This window comes from Citreicella sp. C3M06 (assembly GCF_018860705.1).
In the GTDB taxonomy this organism is placed as follows: domain Bacteria; phylum Pseudomonadota; class Alphaproteobacteria; order Rhodobacterales; family Rhodobacteraceae; genus Salipiger.
The window spans coordinates 34576-50405 of the sequence record NZ_JAHKQA010000039.1 but is presented as its reverse complement, the minus strand read 5'-3'; the positions used below and the strand labels follow the sequence as shown (position 1 = coordinate 50405).

The 15830-nt window shown below is 63.3% G+C and carries 19 protein-coding genes; 18 read left to right on the top strand and 1 reads right to left on the bottom strand.

Features of this window, described 5'->3' with window-relative positions; all coding sequences use genetic code 11:
- Positions 1–11 precede the first annotated feature (11 nt).
- The 4 genes from KO516_RS08035 to KO516_RS08020 all read left to right on the top strand — a co-directional run bounded on the left by KO516_RS08035 (position 12) and on the right by KO516_RS08020 (position 4450).
- Positions 12–773: a DUF1028 domain-containing protein gene (locus KO516_RS08035; protein ID WP_216003271.1), complete on the top strand. Its 762-nt coding sequence runs from the start codon at positions 12–14 to the stop codon at positions 771–773.
- Between the two features lie 14 nt (positions 774–787).
- Positions 788–2242, top strand: a complete 1455-nt coding sequence (gene hydA, locus KO516_RS08030) for a dihydropyrimidinase (RefSeq protein WP_216003270.1) — start codon at positions 788–790, stop codon at positions 2240–2242.
- Entirely contained in the window at positions 2242–2877 is a 636-nt protein-coding gene (locus KO516_RS08025) for an aspartate/glutamate racemase family protein (RefSeq protein ID WP_252737480.1), read from the top strand. The genes hydA and KO516_RS08025 overlap by 1 nt, the downstream gene beginning before the upstream one ends.
- Before the next feature lie 139 nt (positions 2878–3016).
- Positions 3017–4450 (top strand): amidohydrolase family protein, encoded by a 1434-nt coding sequence (locus KO516_RS08020; RefSeq protein ID WP_216003269.1) that lies wholly within the window; start codon positions 3017–3019, stop codon positions 4448–4450.
- Here the strand turns inward: KO516_RS08020 and KO516_RS08015 are convergent.
- The gene (locus KO516_RS08015; protein ID WP_216003268.1) at positions 4447–4719 is read right to left on the bottom strand and encodes a hypothetical protein; all 273 of its coding nucleotides are present in this window, start codon (positions 4717–4719) and stop codon (positions 4447–4449) included. The genes KO516_RS08020 and KO516_RS08015 overlap by 4 nt on opposite strands.
- A gap of 957 nt (positions 4720–5676) precedes the next feature.
- Here KO516_RS08015 and KO516_RS08010 point away from each other — a divergent pair.
- The 14 genes from KO516_RS08010 (at position 5677) to KO516_RS07960 (ending at position 15827) form a co-directional block, all read left to right on the top strand.
- Entirely contained in the window at positions 5677–5928 is a 252-nt protein-coding gene (locus KO516_RS08010) for a hypothetical protein (RefSeq protein WP_216003267.1), read from the top strand.
- Between the two features lie 591 nt (positions 5929–6519).
- The gene (locus KO516_RS08005) at positions 6520–7368 is read left to right on the top strand and encodes a MurR/RpiR family transcriptional regulator (RefSeq protein WP_216003266.1); all 849 of its coding nucleotides are present in this window, start codon (positions 6520–6522) and stop codon (positions 7366–7368) included.
- On the top strand, positions 7365–8675 hold the full coding sequence (locus KO516_RS08000) for a glutamine synthetase family protein (protein WP_216003265.1): 1311 nt from the start codon (positions 7365–7367) through the stop codon (positions 8673–8675). Before KO516_RS08005 ends, KO516_RS08000 begins: the two co-directional genes overlap by 4 nt.
- The gene (locus KO516_RS24715) at positions 8648–8827 is read left to right on the top strand and encodes an ATP-binding cassette domain-containing protein (protein WP_371742046.1); all 180 of its coding nucleotides are present in this window, start codon (positions 8648–8650) and stop codon (positions 8825–8827) included. The genes KO516_RS08000 and KO516_RS24715 overlap by 28 nt, the downstream gene beginning before the upstream one ends.
- A gap of 38 nt (positions 8828–8865) precedes the next feature.
- Entirely contained in the window at positions 8866–9135 is a 270-nt protein-coding gene (locus tag KO516_RS24145; protein WP_252737479.1) for a hypothetical protein, read from the top strand.
- A gap of 96 nt (positions 9136–9231) precedes the next feature.
- The gene (locus tag KO516_RS24140) at positions 9232–9405 is read left to right on the top strand and encodes a hypothetical protein (protein WP_252737478.1); all 174 of its coding nucleotides are present in this window, start codon (positions 9232–9234) and stop codon (positions 9403–9405) included.
- Positions 9402–10136, top strand: coding sequence for an ABC transporter substrate-binding protein (locus tag KO516_RS24135; RefSeq protein WP_252737477.1), 735 nt, complete (start codon positions 9402–9404; stop codon positions 10134–10136). Before KO516_RS24140 ends, KO516_RS24135 begins: the two co-directional genes overlap by 4 nt.
- Positions 10137–10616: 480 nt before the next feature.
- The gene (locus KO516_RS24130; RefSeq protein ID WP_252737476.1) at positions 10617–11009 is read left to right on the top strand and encodes an ATP-binding cassette domain-containing protein; all 393 of its coding nucleotides are present in this window, start codon (positions 10617–10619) and stop codon (positions 11007–11009) included.
- 492 nt (positions 11010–11501) lie between these two features.
- The gene (locus KO516_RS24125; protein ID WP_252737475.1) at positions 11502–11774 is read left to right on the top strand and encodes a hypothetical protein; all 273 of its coding nucleotides are present in this window, start codon (positions 11502–11504) and stop codon (positions 11772–11774) included.
- Positions 11775–11877: 103 nt separating this feature from the next.
- On the top strand, positions 11878–12435 hold the full coding sequence (locus KO516_RS24120) for a branched-chain amino acid ABC transporter permease (protein ID WP_371742045.1): 558 nt from the start codon (positions 11878–11880) through the stop codon (positions 12433–12435).
- Between the two features lie 63 nt (positions 12436–12498).
- Positions 12499–12813 carry a hypothetical protein gene (locus KO516_RS24115; protein WP_252737474.1) on the top strand — a complete coding sequence of 105 codons (315 nt, stop codon included), beginning with the start codon at positions 12499–12501 and terminating at the stop codon, positions 12811–12813.
- Positions 12814–13006: 193 nt separating this feature from the next.
- The gene (locus KO516_RS07970) at positions 13007–13888 is read left to right on the top strand and encodes an N-formylglutamate amidohydrolase (protein WP_216003264.1); all 882 of its coding nucleotides are present in this window, start codon (positions 13007–13009) and stop codon (positions 13886–13888) included.
- The gene (locus tag KO516_RS07965) at positions 13882–14526 is read left to right on the top strand and encodes a cysteine hydrolase family protein (protein ID WP_216003263.1); all 645 of its coding nucleotides are present in this window, start codon (positions 13882–13884) and stop codon (positions 14524–14526) included. Before KO516_RS07970 ends, KO516_RS07965 begins: the two co-directional genes overlap by 7 nt.
- Positions 14523–15827: a M20 family metallopeptidase gene (locus tag KO516_RS07960; protein ID WP_216003262.1), complete on the top strand. Its 1305-nt coding sequence runs from the start codon at positions 14523–14525 to the stop codon at positions 15825–15827. Before KO516_RS07965 ends, KO516_RS07960 begins: the two co-directional genes overlap by 4 nt.
- Positions 15828–15830 lie beyond the last annotated feature (3 nt).

Sequence of the window (15830 nt, the reverse complement as noted above, 5' to 3'; positions counted from 1 at the left end):
AGGAGCATGACATGACCTTTTCGATCATCGGACATTGTGACCGTACAGGGGCGTTTGGCGCCGCCATCACCACCTCTGACCTCGCCGTTGGCAGCCGCTGCGTCCGGCTTGCGCATGGCCGCGGCGCGTTTTTGTCACAGCACCGTACCGACAGCCGCTTGGGCGATCTTGGCATCTCGCTGTTGCGCGAGGGCGCATCCGCCGACGACACCATCACTCAGGTTGCTGCAAGCAGCCCGGATATCGAATGGCGGCAACTTGGGGCGCTCGACAAGCGCGGGCAAAGCGCCGTGTTCCACGGTCGTCGCATGTATTCGATTTACACGCATACCGCCGGGAAGAACTGCCTCGCTCTTGGGAACATCCTGGATAACGAGCGGGTTACGGCCGCCATGGCCGCCGCTTTCCTCGAAGACCCAGAGCAGCCCTTGGCGGAAAAGCTGCTGCGCGCACTCGAGGCAGGGCAGGCCGCAGGCGGCGAGGTCGCGGGTTCCTTGCGCTCTTCGGCGCTTCAGGTCACCGGCGATCACGGCATCCCGAGTTATGACCTTCGCATCGACACGTCCAACGGTCAGGCGGTCGAAGATCTGAGGGCGCTATATGGGGCATACATGGGGCGCGAGGCAGCGCTGCGTGCGGTTGCGCTGTCGCCAGACGCGATCCCCGTGCAATCGACACTCTTCGAGACCAGCATCGAACGGATCGCGGAGCTGGGGCTTGACGCGCGCTTTCCCACGGCGCTGAACCGGGATCGCTGGACGGTTGCGGGCTAGGAAAGGGCAGGGACATGCAATTTGACACGGTGATCCACGGCGGCACGATCGCCACCGCAGACTATACGGCCAAAGGTGACATCGGCATCAAGGACGGGCGCATCGCCGCAGTTGCCGAAACCCTCTCGGGCGGCGAGCGCCGCATCGACGCGGGCGGGCGTCTCGTCATGCCCGGCGGCATCGAGGCGCATGCCCATATCGCTCAGGAAAGCTCTTCGGGGGTGATGAGCGCCGACGATTACCTCTCGGGCTCGATCTCGGCGGCTTTCGGCGGCAACTCGTCGTTCATCCCCTTTGCGGCGCAGCAGCGCGGTCAATCTGTCGACGACGTGATTGCAACCTACGACGCCCGCGCTGCAAGTTCCGTGATCGATTATTCCTACCACCTGATTATCTCGGACCCTCAGCCGAAAGTACTTGAGGATGAACTGCCCCGCGCTTTTGCGCGTGGCATCACCTCGTTCAAGGTCTTCATGACCTACGACCTGATGAATCTGGGCGATGGCGGCATGCTCGACATCCTTGCCGTGGCCCGCGCGCACGGTGCCATCACAATGGTGCATGCCGAGAATAACGACATGGTCAAATGGATGAACCGGCAGTTGGCAGCCAAGGGGCTGACCGCCCCCAAGTATCACGCCATCTCGCGCCCCGAACTGGCCGAGGAAGAGGCGATCAACCGCGCGATCCAGCTGGCCAAGCTGGTCGATGCACCGCTGTTCATCGTGCATGTCTCGACCGCGGGCGGCGCCGAGATCGTGCGGCGGGAAAAATTCAACGGCGCCAAACTTTTTGCCGAGACCTGCCCGCAGTACCTCGCGCTGACCCGCGGCGATCTCGACCGGCCGGGCATGGAGGGGGCGAAATACATCTGCTCGCCGCCGCTGCGCGATGCCGCCACGCAGGACGCCCTTTGGCACCACGTTGCGCAGGGCACCTTCGAAAGCGTCAGCTCTGACCACGCGCCCTACCGCTATGACGAAACCGGCAAGTTCCTGAACGGGTCTGATATTCCCTATCCCAAGATCGCCAATGGCATGCCCGGCATCGCCGCGCGTCTGCCTTGGTTGTTTTCCGAAGGGGTGGTGAAGGGGCGCATCACGCTGGAGCAATTCGTGGCGCTGTCTTCAACCAACGCCGCCAAGACCTTTGGCTGCAACACCAAGGGTCGGATCGCGCCGGGCATGGATGCCGATATTGCGATCTGGAACCCGGAGGCGCGCGTCATTGTCACCGCTGCCGATCAGCACGACAATATGGATTACACCCCTTTCGAGGGCATGGAGCTGACCGGCAAGCCCGAGGTTGTCATGACACGCGGCGCGGTGATCGTCGAACACGGCGCGCTTATGGCAAAAGCCGGCCAAGGCCGTTTTGTCGCCCGTCAGCCCGTCGATCTGCGCGCAAAGCCCGGCTTTACCGCCAAGGAATTTGATCCTGCTCAGAACTTCGGCGCGGAGCTGCGCTGATGCGGGTGCTTGTGATCAATCCCAATTCGTCGGTCGCGGTGACCGAGGGCATCGCCGAGGCGCTGGCGCCACTGGGGCCCCAGTTCGAGGTCGTCCGTCAGGAGGACGGTCCTGAAACGATCCGAACCGACGATCATGTGGCCGAGGCTGCCGAACCTCTGGCCGTCCGCATCTCTGGCGCGCAGGCCGATGGCTTCATCATCGCCTGCTTCTCTGATCCCGGGCTGGATCTCGCGCGGACACGGGTAAGCCAACCCGTGGTCGGGGCGCAGGAAGCCGCCGTGCTGGAGGCCTGCGCGCAGGCCGACCGTTTTGGTATCATCGCGCTGTCCGAGCGGGCCATTCCCCGCCATCTCAAGCGAATAGAGGCGCTTGGCTGCATGGATCGGCTGGTTGCAGAACTGCCGCTACGCGACGTATCGGCGGCGGATTCAGGGCGGGACCCCGAGGTCTATCGTCATGTGCTCGCGCTTGGCGAGGAATTGCGCGATCGCGGTGCAGGGGCGATCGTGCTCGGGTGCGCGGGCATGGCGCAGCTCGCGGCGCGGCTTCAGGACGATCTCGGGGTGCCAGTGATCGACCCGGTCGCCGCTGCGGGCCGTCTTGTGCTTGCAAGGTTGGACGTCTCATCCTGACGATTTTCACGGTGCCGGAGCGATGCTCTGGTCCGCTCCTGCGTCGGCACCCTAGCGTCGGCGCTGTCTATCCTCTGCCGCAGGCCTCACCGCGGCAAGACCCAGGCGCACCCCGTGCGCCGCTGTGAAAGGCTTGATCATGACAGTTTCCCCGATCCCGGCTTTGCCGAACATGGACGGCAAGACCACCGCAGTCTTCGGCTCCTACGTGCTGGCCAGCACAGCCGCGGGGCAAGAGGTGCTGCGCGATCGCTGGGTGATCCTTGAAGGTGATCGGATCGCCGCCGTTTCGGAAAGCCGGCCATCTCAGGCCGACATGGTGATGGACCGGCCCGGGCGCTTTGTGCTGCCGGGGCTGATGAACCTGCACAATCATTGTTTCAGCGAGGCCATTGCCCGCAGCCATGCCGAAGACGGGGTGAGCAAGCGCAATGATCAAAGCATTGTCTACACGGTGCTGCTGCCGCTATCGAAAACCGGCCTGGACATTCTGACGCCGGATGAGCGCATGGCGATTGCGCGCATGGGGATTGTACAGTTGTTGTTGGGCGGCGCGACCTCTGTCATGGAGCCGTTCCGAAACACTCTCCCCGAAATGTTCGACGCTGCCGCGGAACTGGGCCTGCGCTTCTGGGGCGCACCCTACCTTTTCTCGGCCTCCGATCCAAAGGCAGGCACCGAGGGGAGCGTTTCCTACAGCACGGCATCGGGTGACGGCAGCGACAACGCGGCCGACCTGGCCACATGGAACGCGCTCTACGATCAATGGCACGGTCAGGAAAATGGCCGGATCAGCCTCGCCATGAGCCCGCATGCCACCGATACTTGCGATCCCGATCTGCTGCGTGCGGCGACGGCCCGCGCACGCGAGCTGGGGGTCCCGATCACCACGCACCTCGCCCAAAGCGAAGGTGAGGTTGCGACCATCAGCAAGCGCTGGGGCGGGCGCACGCCAGCGGAATACCTCGACTGGCTGGGTGTGCTGGGGCCGGATCTTCTGGCCGCGCATTGTGTCTACAGTAGCGACAACGATCTTGCCATGATGAAGGCCCAGGACGTGACGGTGATGAACTGCCCGCGGGTCTTCGCCCGTACCGGCAAGACCGCCTCCTTCGGACGGTTCGAGGCCGCGGGGCTGCGCACCATGGTGGGCACCGATGGGTACAACATGGATCTTCTGGGCGAGATCAACGCAGCTGGCATCGTCTCGAAAGTAACGCGCGGCGACGCGCGCAGTGCCACCGCTCCGGCACTTCTGAATGCGATCACCGAGGCCGGTTCTGTTGCGCTGAACCGGCCCGATCTGGGGCGGATCACGCCGGGCGCGAAGGCCGATCTCACGCTGATCGACATGACCCATCCTCACCTTCAGCCGCATTACGATCCGCGCCGCACGCTCGTCGCACTGGCGAACCGAGCGAATGTCGACACGGTCATCGTAGACGGTCGGGTTCTGGTCGATGGTGCAAGCATCGTCGTCGCGGATGCCGCCGCCTTGACCGAGGCCGGTGCGGCTGCGATCCACAAGATCTGGGACCAGCCCGAGGCGCGGGAGGCCTTCGCTTCGGCTTAGAAGAGAGCAAAGTCGACGTAGCGCTGATGCGCTTTGAACCGCGGCTCTGACCTGTGATGCGGCAGGGGCGTCGTGCGCGCCATTCCGATCGTCAACAGCCGGTCGCGGCTCTTTGTGAACACAGTGGGCCCGCGGCCCGGTGCTTCGCCCGGTTCATTGCTGACTTGATCCACCGGGTCAATTCCGTGACGTTCTATACCCCAGAGCGGATCCTCAATGCCAAGCCTGACGAGCCGCCGCAAAAACCGGGTCTCGTCCGGCTGCTCCATCAGTTGCCGTTCGAAGCGAGAACAGGCCTTGGAACTAGCCTGTCTAACGCCAGGCGCTCGGGCGCAATCGGGGGGCGACTGAAATCAGCATTGAGGCTCACCATTGCGTCATTCACGATTCGCCGGTTCAGACTGGGTACAACGCCGTCGTTGCACAAGCGCAGCGCAGGCGCGCGGTGCTCTGGCGGCGAGTGCTGCGCCGATACGGAACGGGCGAGGTCGGGCGTCTGGCGTCTGGCGCAAGATAGGGGTTCAGGGTTCTCGAGCAGGTCATGCAGCTGCAGCGCCGCCCGGTGTCCCTGAGCTGCGGGTCGGATCGGGTCGCGCCGCTCCGACTTCCGCGCGGCGATGAGACCGACGAGACCGCGCGCCCTGTCGGTCGGACGTATCCCGGGTGCGGCCGCCAGCTATTTTATCGCGGCTCGGGATTGCTGCGCGTGTCGCGACGGCCGGGGACCTTGGTGTTCGATGTGCACGGGCACCGGATCGCGTGAACCGCTGCGAGCCGCCATGGCACTGCGCCTGCCGGCAGGCCGGCTATCGCGCGAAGGACAGTTAGCTCCCGCGGCGCATGTCGCCGGGCGCTGCCGAGGCGGAGCCGAGCGATCTGGGTCTTTCGATCATGCTACGCGGGTACGGGGTTGCCATCTAACGCGTCTCCATTTGTGCATCTTCGCACAGAGCTGGTGTTCGGTTGGGAAACGGACCTTCAGGCTTGCAGGTGTTACAGGAAAACAGGCGCTCTGCGCAGCTGGTGTTTCTTGATATTTGATAAATATCAAACGGCTAATCCGTTTCCTCCCAGGCTTCGGCGGCCGTTACAGCCAGATTTCTCACATCCCCAAGAGCGTGCGAGAGCGATCCTGTGATTTGAACAATTGGGCCATGCGACCGATATGTCTACCACAAGACGGAAACGTCGAACACAAACGCACAGACCCAAATCGGAGACATCACATGACCCGCATCGCTCTCATCGCCGCCGCAGCCCTGACCGCAACCGCTGCTCTTTCGGGCGCCGCATCGGCCCAGACCAACAACACCGGCGACGCAGCCTGCGCCGCCCTGTCGCGCATCGCCCCCAATGCCGATGTGGCTGCGCTGAGCAACGCCGAAGCCGTCGCCGCATGGCAGGCCGCCTCGGACGAAGGCAGCGCCGCAACCGCGAAATTCCAGGCCGAAGCCCTGATCCGCAACTTCAACAGCTGATCTGTGGCCTTGCCAGAGCGGGCCACCCGCCCGCCTTGGCGAACACTCGACAAGGGGCGCCCTGACCGGGGCGCCTCTTTTTTCATGCTTGGGGGCTCATGCAACTTTTGCCTGAAGGCCGTTCAGGTCTCAAATATGGCAGGCATATCGCCCTCCGACCGATTGTAGATTTCGTGCTGCAGTCAGTCCGCGTTTTTGTTCCTGTTAGCCCGCACTGGTAGCCAACACGGTTCAGGCAGAACCATTCTCCCCGCTCGAGATGGCCGTCGTGCAGCTTACTCTCAACTCTCTGGAGGCTTGGCAAGCTATGTGGACTGTGACTTCAAGACGCTGGCGGCGGCACCTGTCTGGAGGCCGTGACTGAAACTGGAGCCCGCTTGGCACAACGACTTCGCATACCACGTCAAACTTCCATGCCGGCTGTCTTGCCACTTGTCTCCCACACCTGAGCGGTTCTGCACAAATATAAAGCTGCAATGCTTTGTGCAAGGTGGCTCATCTTATAACATTTGACAGATAATTTTCATTCGTCGTAGGTTTGAAATCGCCAGGGCGAATGCCTTGGGACCTGCCCGCTTCAGTGAGACCCCGATGCAGATCCGTCAAAAGCTTGAAGACATGTCGAGCCAGTTTACTCCAGCGGAACGGCAGCTGGTGTCAGTGCTTCTGGCCGACTACCCTTTCGCCGGACTCGAGCCGATCCAGAAGTTGTCCAAGAGAGCGCATATCTCGGCGCCGTCGATCTCGCGCTTCGTAGCCAAGCTCGGCTGCGCGGGCTTCCAGGAGTTCCAGCAGCGGCTCGTGCAGGAATTGAAGGCAGGGCAGCAGTCGCCTATCGATCTGCGCGACGCGATAAATGGTGCCAGCGATGCGACCTTGGCGTCCTATGTGCGACAGGTCGAGACACTGAACCAGGAGATGATCGAACAGATCCCCGCGGTCCAGTTCATCCGGCTCTGCGAGCTGATGACGGATCCGCGGCGCCGGATCTTCATGATTGGCGGCCGCATGAGCGACTCCATCGCCGAGTTCTTCGTGCGCCACCTGCGCCAGATCCGCCCCGACGTGTCGCACATCCCTTCCGACCCCGAGCTCTGGCCAGAATATCTTTTGCGGATGCGGCCGCGAGACGTGCTGCTGCTGATCGATTTTCGCCGCTATCAGGCGAGCCTCGCGCGGCTCTCGGCGCAGGCGCGCTCGCGCAAGGCGCAGACGATTGTGATCACCGACAAGTGGATCAGCCCGGCGGCCAAGGGCGCGACCGAGCTGATTTCTGTGCCGATCCACTCCGGCACGGTTTGGGACAGCTACGTGCCAGCCTTCACCATGATCGAAGCGATGCTGGTAGCCATGGCGGAACGCAACTGGGACGCGACACGGGCGCGCATCTCGCAATGGGACAAACTACGGGAAGATCCCGCTCCAGGGACCAAAAAATGACACAGAGAAACAATAATTTGCTCTTCGTGGGCACGAACGATATCGCGGGGATCCTGCGCGGCAAATCCTTCCCGGTGGGGGAATGGGACAAACGCTCGCAGCGCGGCGTCGGCTGGACTCCGACCAATGTGCAGATCACCTGTTTCGACAGCATCTCGGACAGCCCCTTCGGCTCGTTTGGCGACTTGGCACTGGTGCCCGACCCTCAGACGCGCATCACCATCGACCAGGACCAGAAGTTAGATTTCGCCATGGGCGACATCCGCACCCTCGAGGGGGCGCCGTGGGAATTTTGTACACGTTCTCTGGCGCGGCGGGCGATCGAGGAATTCCACGCCTTGACCGGGGCCACGGTGCTATCCTCTTTCGAACACGAGTTTCAGCTCAAGGGGCAGGTACCCCGGCCCGGAGATGCGTTCGGCTTCAAGGGCTTCCGAGACGGACAGGCATGGGCCGAGGCCTATCTTGCCGCGCTCTCTGCGGCGGGCTGCGCCCCTGACACTTTCATGAAGGAATACGGCCCCGGTCAGTACGAGATCACCATGAAGCCCGCTCAAGGGATCACCTCGGCAGACAATGCTGCCATTCTGCGGATGCTGACCCACGATGTGCTGACGCGCTTCGGCAAGTGCCCGAGTTTTGCGCCGATCCTTGATCCCGACAGCGTCGGCAACGGACTGCATGTGCATTTCAGCTTTCTGGATGATGTAGGCGAGCCGCTGACCTGGGAGGAGGGCGAGGAGACCGGCATGAGCACGCTCACCCGGCACTTCATCGGCGGCGTTCTGAAGTATCTCGACCAGATCCTCGCGATCCTCGCCCCTTCTGAGATCAGCTACCTGCGCCTCACCCCGCATCGCTGGAGCGCGGCCTACAACAACCTCGGGTTCCGCGATCGCGAGGCGTCGGTGCGCATCTGCCCGGTCACCTCATCCGATCCCGAGAGCATCGCGCGACAGTACAATTTCGAGGTCCGCGCCGCCGATAACGCGGCAAGCCCCTACCTTACGCTGGCGGCGCTGGTCTTTGCCGGCGCCCAAGGCGTTCGCGATGCCATCGAGCCGCCCGCCCCGGCGCAGGAAGACCTGTCTTTGCTGTCACCAGAGGCGCTGGCGGCCAAAGGCTTCCGCCGTCTGCCGGACAGCCTTGGCAAGGCGCTTGAGGCGCTGCGCAGCTCGGAGGCTGCGCGTGGCTGGTTCGGGGACGGTTTCGTAGATCTCTATATCGCACACAAGCAGGGCGAGCTTGCGCAGCTCGAGGGGCTCGACTGGCCCGCCAAATGTGCGCGTTACGCCGAGGTCTATTGATGCTCGAGATATGCGGCATCTCGAAGAACTTAGGTGGGGTGGTGGCAGTGGATTCCGTCTCGTTCACCGTGGGGCGCAATGGGATACACGGCCTCATCGGTCCCAATGGGGCGGGCAAGACGACGATGCTCAACGGATCTTGGGGCTACTGACCCCGAGGACGGGTCAGAACGTTCTGGACGGTGCCGAGGTGCAGATCACGCCTGCTGAAAAGCGGGCCCGTGCAGGTATCGCGCGCACCTTCCAGAACCTGCGCCTGTTCCGCAACCTCAGCGTAAGGCGCAATATCGAACTGGCCGAAATTCATGCTAGCGACAGCGCCGACCGGGACCTGTTGCCGGGCGCCATGAAGCGCTTTGGCCTGTTGCCGGTTCTCGACGAGGCGCCCGGCGTCTGCCCTACGGCCAAACGCGGCGGCTCGAGATCGTGCGCGCACTGGCGCTGCGGCCCAAGGTGCTAGTGCTGGACGAGCCTGCGGGGGGGTATGAACCACGACGAGACCGACGCGCTCTTCTAGGATCTCACTTGGCTGCGCCAGCGCCACCGCTGTTGCATCATGCTGATCGAGCGCGATCTGAAAATCATCATGTCCGCCTGCGAGCGGCCCACGGTCATGAACATGGGCCGTCTGCGCGCAACGGGCGCCCCTGCCGAGATCACATGCAACCAAGAGGTCATCAAGGCCTACCCCGGGCAGGGCCACCACCCCCGACAGGAGCATTCCACATGACGCTTGGGCAATATCCTGTCCGGCGCAGCTGTTCCGGCGCTGAGCGCTGGCACGGCTCTGGCGCAGGCGAAGCCATCAAGGTGGCCTTCACGGCCCCTCTCAACGGCGACTATGCCGCCTATAACGAGGTCGACGGCGCGCGCTGCATGGCCGAGATGATCAGCACGGAAGGCGGTGTCGACGGCCGCATGTTCGATCTTCTGATTCAGGACACCGGCGCCCACACCCAAGCGGCCATCACCCTGACCGAACGATTTCTCGGCGAAGGCATGGTGGTGCTGGGGACCATCCCGTTCTCGCACACGATGATCCCTTTGGCGCAGATCGCAGGCACACAGGGCGTGTCGGTAATCCAGGCCCAGAGCACTCAAGTTGAAATGCATTCCGGCGTGGTCGACACCTTCCTATCCAATGTGGCGCCCGATCCCTTCACCGCTACGGCCGCCGCGAACTACGCCCTGTCGCAAGGGGTGGAAAACGTGGCGATCTTCACCTCGGACAAGGGCGGATCGTGGTCGGCCAAGGTGCCCGAATGGTTCGCCGAAGTGATCGTCGATGGCGGCACGTTGCAGACGCCGCTGAACTATACCTCCGGGACCACCGACTGGTCGCCACAGATCGCCGAAATGCGCGCACTCGACCCCGCGCCTGACGCCTTGTTCATCTCGTGGGCGATGCCCGACATCGGCTTCCTCATCCGCCAGATGCGCTCGGCCGGGCTAGATGCCTGAGTCATCGGCTCCGATGGCTTCGACGACCCCTCCCTCGACGCCGAGGCCGAGCAAGACCCAGGTTTTCTCGACAAGGTTTTCTTCGCGACCCTTGCTCCGTCAGCCCTCGATAGCCGCATCGACGCATTTCAGGCCGAGTGCGCCGAGATGGGCATGGAGGTAAACGGCCTATTCCCATCGTTGGACGCCGACACCGTCAGGATCGTCGCCTATGGCGTCGAGGCCGCAGGGTCCACCGATCCGGTCGCAGTGCGCGAGGCTATTTTCAGCGCCGAGAGCATCCCGTCATGTCCGTTGAATAGAACAGCTTCAAGGGGGCCGGCAGCTACGCCCTGCGCGACATCTCGATCATCGGTTTCGAGGACGGCACCCGCACCCTGCTGCAGCGGGACTTCCCCGAGAACGTACCGGACTGGCAACAAAATCGCGCGGTGCCTCGGGCCACCGGCTTGGAGAGCCGCCGACCAAGGACTGCGAGACATGCTCGAAATCTTTAACCTGAGGGTCACCCACGACCCGATCGAAACGGTTCACGGCAGTGACATCTCGGTGCCCGAGGGCACCTGCGTGGCCTTGCAGAGGCCGAATGGCGCGGGCAAGACCTCGACGCTGCCCGCGATTACCGGTACGGCGAAATACACCGGAACGATCCGCCTGTCGGGGGAAGGCCGGGTAAAGCGCGGCATCGCCCTTCCGCCGGAGGGGCGGCGGAAGTTCTCGAACCTTATTGTGCGTGAGAACCTCGTGATGGGCGCCGCCGTCCGGTCCGGCAAAGGCGAGATAGCCCGCAAGATCGATCTTTGGTTCGCCCGCTTCCCGATCCTTGGCGAACGCCGGGACCCGCCTGCAGGCTTCCTTTCGGGCGGGGAGTAGCAGATGCTCGCCATCGCCCGCGCGCCGATGTCGGGGTCCCGTATCTTGCTGCTCGACGAGCCGTCTCTGGGCCTTGCGCCGCAGATCAACGCGCAGATCTAAGGCATGACCCGAGAGCTGCGGGGGCAGGGGGGCACCATCCTCCTCGTCGAACAGAATGCCACTGCGGCCATCGGCCTGTCGGACCACGTCTATGTCTGAACAATGGTCTCGTCTCATCGCAGGGCCGGTCCGCAGACTACGGAGACGGCGCGGCGTTGAGGATCTGCTGATGGACTACGCAGTTCAGCAGATCCTAAATGCCCTGAGCTCCGGCGTGGGATACGCGCTGATCACACTTGGGCTTGCCATCGTCTTCTCGATCACAGGGTTGGTGAACTTCGCCCGTGGCGGGGTGATCGCTTTCGGCGGCTATTCCATGGTCAGCATCGGCACGGGGCTGACCGGCAACCTGTTCATTCTCATGGCGGCAGTGCTGATTGCCTGCGTGCGGTGCCGGCGCCGCTGGAACGGCTCGCCTTCCGAACGGTGCGGCGGGCGGATCAGATCACCGGGCTACTCACCGCCTTCGTCGCCGGCGTCATCGGCGGGTTCGGCAGCTTGCCCGGGGCGGTGCTGGGCGGCTTCCTGGGCGCAGTCGAGGTCGTGGTGCTTGTCCTCTTGCCGCAAAGCTACGGCGGTCTGGTCTTTGCGCTGGTGGCACTGATCTTGGTCTGGAGGCCCGACGGCATCCTGTCACCCGCGAAGGAGAGGAGACAACTATAAATTCAAGCCAACGTCGCGGGCTGCTCGGCAATGCGCTCCTGAGACTTCTGGACTGCTTATTGTCGGGACCTACTATCTATGGGGCGAGACATGGCAGACGCGCGTGCTCTACGCCACCTTCGTCAACCTGTTGGTGGTGATCGGGCTTCAGGTTTTCACGGGCAATGCCAACCTCACGAACTTCTTGCATGCCGCCTTCATGGGGATCGCCGCCTACGCCGCCGCCATCTGCGTGCCTCCGGCGGCGATGAAGGCCATCGCGTTGCCCGATGCGCCATGGGGGCTCAACGTCTTTGCGCTGGGGCCATGGGCCTCGGCCTTGGTGGCCATAACGATCACCGGGGTGCTGGGTCTGTTCACAGGGATCTTCGTGGCACGGCTGGCCGGGGTGGGGGTGACCACCGTCAGCATCGCCATCCTCGTCATCGTGCATTCGATCTTCCTGCACCGCACCAAGATCTTCAAGGGCAACCAAGCGCTCTTCGGCATTCCCCAAGTGCCTGATTGGCCGCAGATCACAGTGTTTGTGATCATCGCGATCTTTGCCACCCGTTGGTTCCGCGACGGCCGCTTTGGCCTTCAACTCCGGGCCTGCGCCGAAGACGAGATCGGGGCCCGTGAAATGGGGGTCAACGTTTTCCGCACCCGGCTGATGGCATGAATGTTGGGAGCGCTGTTCTTTGCCGTGGCCGGGATCGCTTAGGCCTTATTCCTCGGCACAATCTTGGCGCGACCGTTCTGTTTCAACTTCGTCGTCCTTACGGTGGCAACGCTGATCCTCGGGGGCCTGCGCAGTGTCTCCGGCGCTGTGTTCGGCACGCTGTTTAACTCCATCGGGTTCGAAACCATCCGCTGGCTCGAGGCCGGGCCTGAGATCGCGGGCCTGCAACTGCCCCAGGTGCTGGCTCTTTCGGGGTTGATGCTGGGCGTCGTGATCGTGGCGGTCATGGCGCTGCTGCCGAGCGGGCTGATTGGCAACCTCGAAATCGAGGAGCTACTGCGCCGCCGCAAGCGCCGCAGCTCCAGCGGAGCGCCCTGAGCGGAGAAGACGCCACAGGTTTGCCCGGACCTGTATCTGCCCGGTCGCCATGGGATGGCAGTCGGGTTTTCCGGCGTTGCGCGCTCAATATTTAAATCAATGGAAACAGAGCGGTGAGTACCTGCCTATTTCTTGCGCAACCTCGGGGGGCAACACCTGAAGGACGGAATGAATCCGATCATGTTGCAGTGATTTGTTTGACATTGAAAAAGATTCATCAAAAGCATTCCGCCATGACGACGCTTTGCCAAATCTATGCACCCACTGCGCGACCCGCCCCGGGATGCCGCTCTTGCTGAGCGCGCCCGTTTCCCTGTTGTCGCGCGAAACCGACCCCGAACCGGTCGAAACGGTGGCGCCAACTCCACACCGGCCAAAGCTGCCGGTGCTGTTGGTCTGCGAACACGCGGGCAAGGCGGTTCCAACGGTGCTTGACGGGCTTGGCCTCGAACCCGGAGCGCTCGGACTGCACGTGGGCTGGGACATTGGCGCCGGGGCGGTAACTCGCATCATGGCGCAGGAGCTCGGTTGCCAGGCGGTACTGCAGCGCTACTCCCGGCTGGTGATCGACTGCAACCGTCCCCCAAAGGCGCAAGATGCCATGCCCGAGCGGTCCGATGGGGTACCAGTGCCCGGAAATGCTGCGCTCGGTGCGGAGCATCGGCAGCGGCGGGTGGACGAAATCTTCACCCCCTACAACAATGCCGTGTTGACCGCTCGGCGTACGGCTTGCAGGATACTGCTGTCGATCCACAGCTTCACTCCGGAGCTGCGCACGAAGCCCGGCCTGCGCCCGTGGCATATTGGGTTCTTGTGCCGCAACGACCAGGCAACCTCGCAGGCGCTGCTGGACGCGCTTGCCGTGCAGCGGCCCGATCTCAACTTGGCGTTGAACGAGCCCTATCAGATCGACGACGAGTCCGACTGGTTCGTGCCCGCTCATGGCGAGGCCAGCGGACTGCAGCACAGCCTCATCGAAATCCGCAACGACCTCATCGACACGCCGGAGGGACAGGCTGAGATGGCGGCCCTGCTCTGCGGCGCTGTCCGCACCGTACTGGAAACCCAATGTTGACTCGCAGCGTTCCGCTCGATCCCGCCGCTTCGGCGCTGATCTTCATCGACGTCCAGAACTTTTCGGCCCGGCGCGACGGCGGAGAGTTCAAGGACATGGATCCCAAAGCCTTTGCCGACACCTACGGCGCCTTCTTCGACACTTTCGAGGCCGAAACCTTGCCTAACATGCAGCGCCTGCGAGATGCGGCGCGCGGGGCGGGGGTGGAAGTGATGTACACAACCATCGAAAGCCTGACCAAGGATGGGCGAGACCGCAGCCTTGACTACAAGATCACCGGTTTCAACGTGCCCAAAGGGTCTTGGGACGGCCGTCCGATCGACGCGCTCGCCCCAGGCGAGGACGAGATCTGGCTTCCGAAGTCGTCCTCTTCGGTCTTCGTGTCGACCAACATCGACTACGTGCTGCGCTGCCTTGGCGTAAAGCAGGTGGTGATCGCTGGGCTGGTAACCGACCAGTGCGTCGAAGGGGCCATCCGTGATGCCTGCGATCTTGGCTATCTGGTGACGCAGGTCACCGATGCCTGCCTGACCTACACGCCCGAACGGCAGGCCGCGTCGATCAATGCGATCAAGGGCTACTGTCGACAGCTCAGCACCGACGCGCTGATCGAGGAACTGCAAGGAGTGACCACATGACGACACTGCAGAAAGTCTGGGATGAGATCGATAGCACTCCCGACCGGGTGGTCAACCTTACGCGCGACATGGTGCGCATTCCTTCGGTGAACCCCAAGTTTGAGATGAAACAAGGCCTCAACAATGAAGCCGACGTTGCCGCGCTAGTGCGCGATCGGCTGGATTCCATGGGGCTCGAGACTGAATCCTGGGATGCCCTGCCGGGCCGGCCCAACGTGATCGGCACGCTGCCCGGCAACGAAGAGAAGAGCCTTATCCTCTGTGGTCACATCGACACCGTGCCGGTGGGCAACGGCGACAACTGGACTGTCGATCCCTTCGGCGGCGAGGTGTCGGGAGGCAAGCTTTGGGGGCGCGGGTCGGTCGACATGAAGGCCGGGCTTGCCGCCTGCATCGCGGCGCTCGAAAGCATCCGCGCCGCCGGAATAGACCTTGATGGGCGAGTCTCCGTGCACGCGGTTGTCGACGAGGAAGCCGGCGGCTTCGGCGCGATGGACGCAGTGGCCAAGGGGCATCTCGCGAAGAACGCCATCGTAGCCGAACCGACTTGGGATAAGGTCATGCCTGCCGAGGGGGGCCTCGAATGGGTTCGGGTCACGCTGCTCGGGCGATCGGGCCACGCGGGTTTCCGCTATAACGACATCTTCCCTCAGCCCGAGGTCGAGGGCCGCCTTCTGCCCGCAATCAATGCCATCGAGATCGCTGCGCGCTTCCTCGCCGCGCTTAAGGAATTTGAGGCGTCACGCTGCCGCAACAACTACCACCCGCTGTGCCCGCCCGGCTTGTCGACCATCAACCCCGGCGTGATCCACGGCGGTGTCGGCGTCGGCGAAGACGGCCTGCCGCTGATCCGTACCAACCCCGCGATGACGCCCGACCGGGTGACGCTGGACCTCGACCTGAAGTTCCTGCCCCACGAAAGCTCTATCAAGGTGCGCCGTGAGTTCGAGGACTTCGTCGCCGCCTTTGCGGCGCTGGACCCCTGGACCCGTGCCAACCCGCCCCAGATCGCTTGGGAGCTGGGCGGCCTGCATTTCCCGGCGATGGACACGCCGGTAGATCACCCGCTGGTGCAATCGCTAATCGGCCATCACAGCAGCCTTGGCGCGGCCCCCGAGGTCTGCGGTTTCGATGCGGTGACCGATGCGGCGCATTATGCTGGGGCAGGGGTGGATGCCTGCATCTACGGCCCCTCCGGCGACGGCTTCCACGGCGACAACGAATACGTGGACCTCGCCTCGTTGCACAAATCGACCAAGGTTATCGCCGCGGCGATCCTCGACATCTGCGGTACGCGCTGAGCC

Coding starts and splice junctions, on each gene's coding strand:
- KO516_RS08015 (WP_216003268.1), bottom strand. CDS start 4,719: ATGGAGCAGCCGGACGAGACCCGGTTTTTGCGGCGGCTCGTCAGGCTT.
- KO516_RS08000 (WP_216003265.1), top strand. CDS start 7,365: ATGACACAGAGAAACAATAATTTGCTCTTCGTGGGCACGAACGATATC.
- KO516_RS24130 (WP_252737476.1), top strand. CDS start 10,617: ATGCTCGAAATCTTTAACCTGAGGGTCACCCACGACCCGATCGAAACG.
- KO516_RS07965 (WP_216003263.1), top strand. CDS start 13,882: ATGTTGACTCGCAGCGTTCCGCTCGATCCCGCCGCTTCGGCGCTGATC.
- KO516_RS08020 (WP_216003269.1), top strand. CDS start 3,017: ATGACAGTTTCCCCGATCCCGGCTTTGCCGAACATGGACGGCAAGACC.
- KO516_RS08025 (WP_252737480.1), top strand. CDS start 2,242: ATGCGGGTGCTTGTGATCAATCCCAATTCGTCGGTCGCGGTGACCGAG.
- KO516_RS24135 (WP_252737477.1), top strand. CDS start 9,402: ATGACGCTTGGGCAATATCCTGTCCGGCGCAGCTGTTCCGGCGCTGAG.
- KO516_RS08010 (WP_216003267.1), top strand. CDS start 5,677: ATGACCCGCATCGCTCTCATCGCCGCCGCAGCCCTGACCGCAACCGCT.
- KO516_RS24140 (WP_252737478.1), top strand. CDS start 9,232: ATGCTGATCGAGCGCGATCTGAAAATCATCATGTCCGCCTGCGAGCGG.
- hydA (WP_216003270.1), top strand. CDS start 788: ATGCAATTTGACACGGTGATCCACGGCGGCACGATCGCCACCGCAGAC.
- KO516_RS08035 (WP_216003271.1), top strand. CDS start 12: ATGACCTTTTCGATCATCGGACATTGTGACCGTACAGGGGCGTTTGGC.
- KO516_RS08005 (WP_216003266.1), top strand. CDS start 6,520: ATGCAGATCCGTCAAAAGCTTGAAGACATGTCGAGCCAGTTTACTCCA.
- KO516_RS24715 (WP_371742046.1), top strand. CDS start 8,648: ATGTGCGCGTTACGCCGAGGTCTATTGATGCTCGAGATATGCGGCATC.
- KO516_RS07960 (WP_216003262.1), top strand. CDS start 14,523: ATGACGACACTGCAGAAAGTCTGGGATGAGATCGATAGCACTCCCGAC.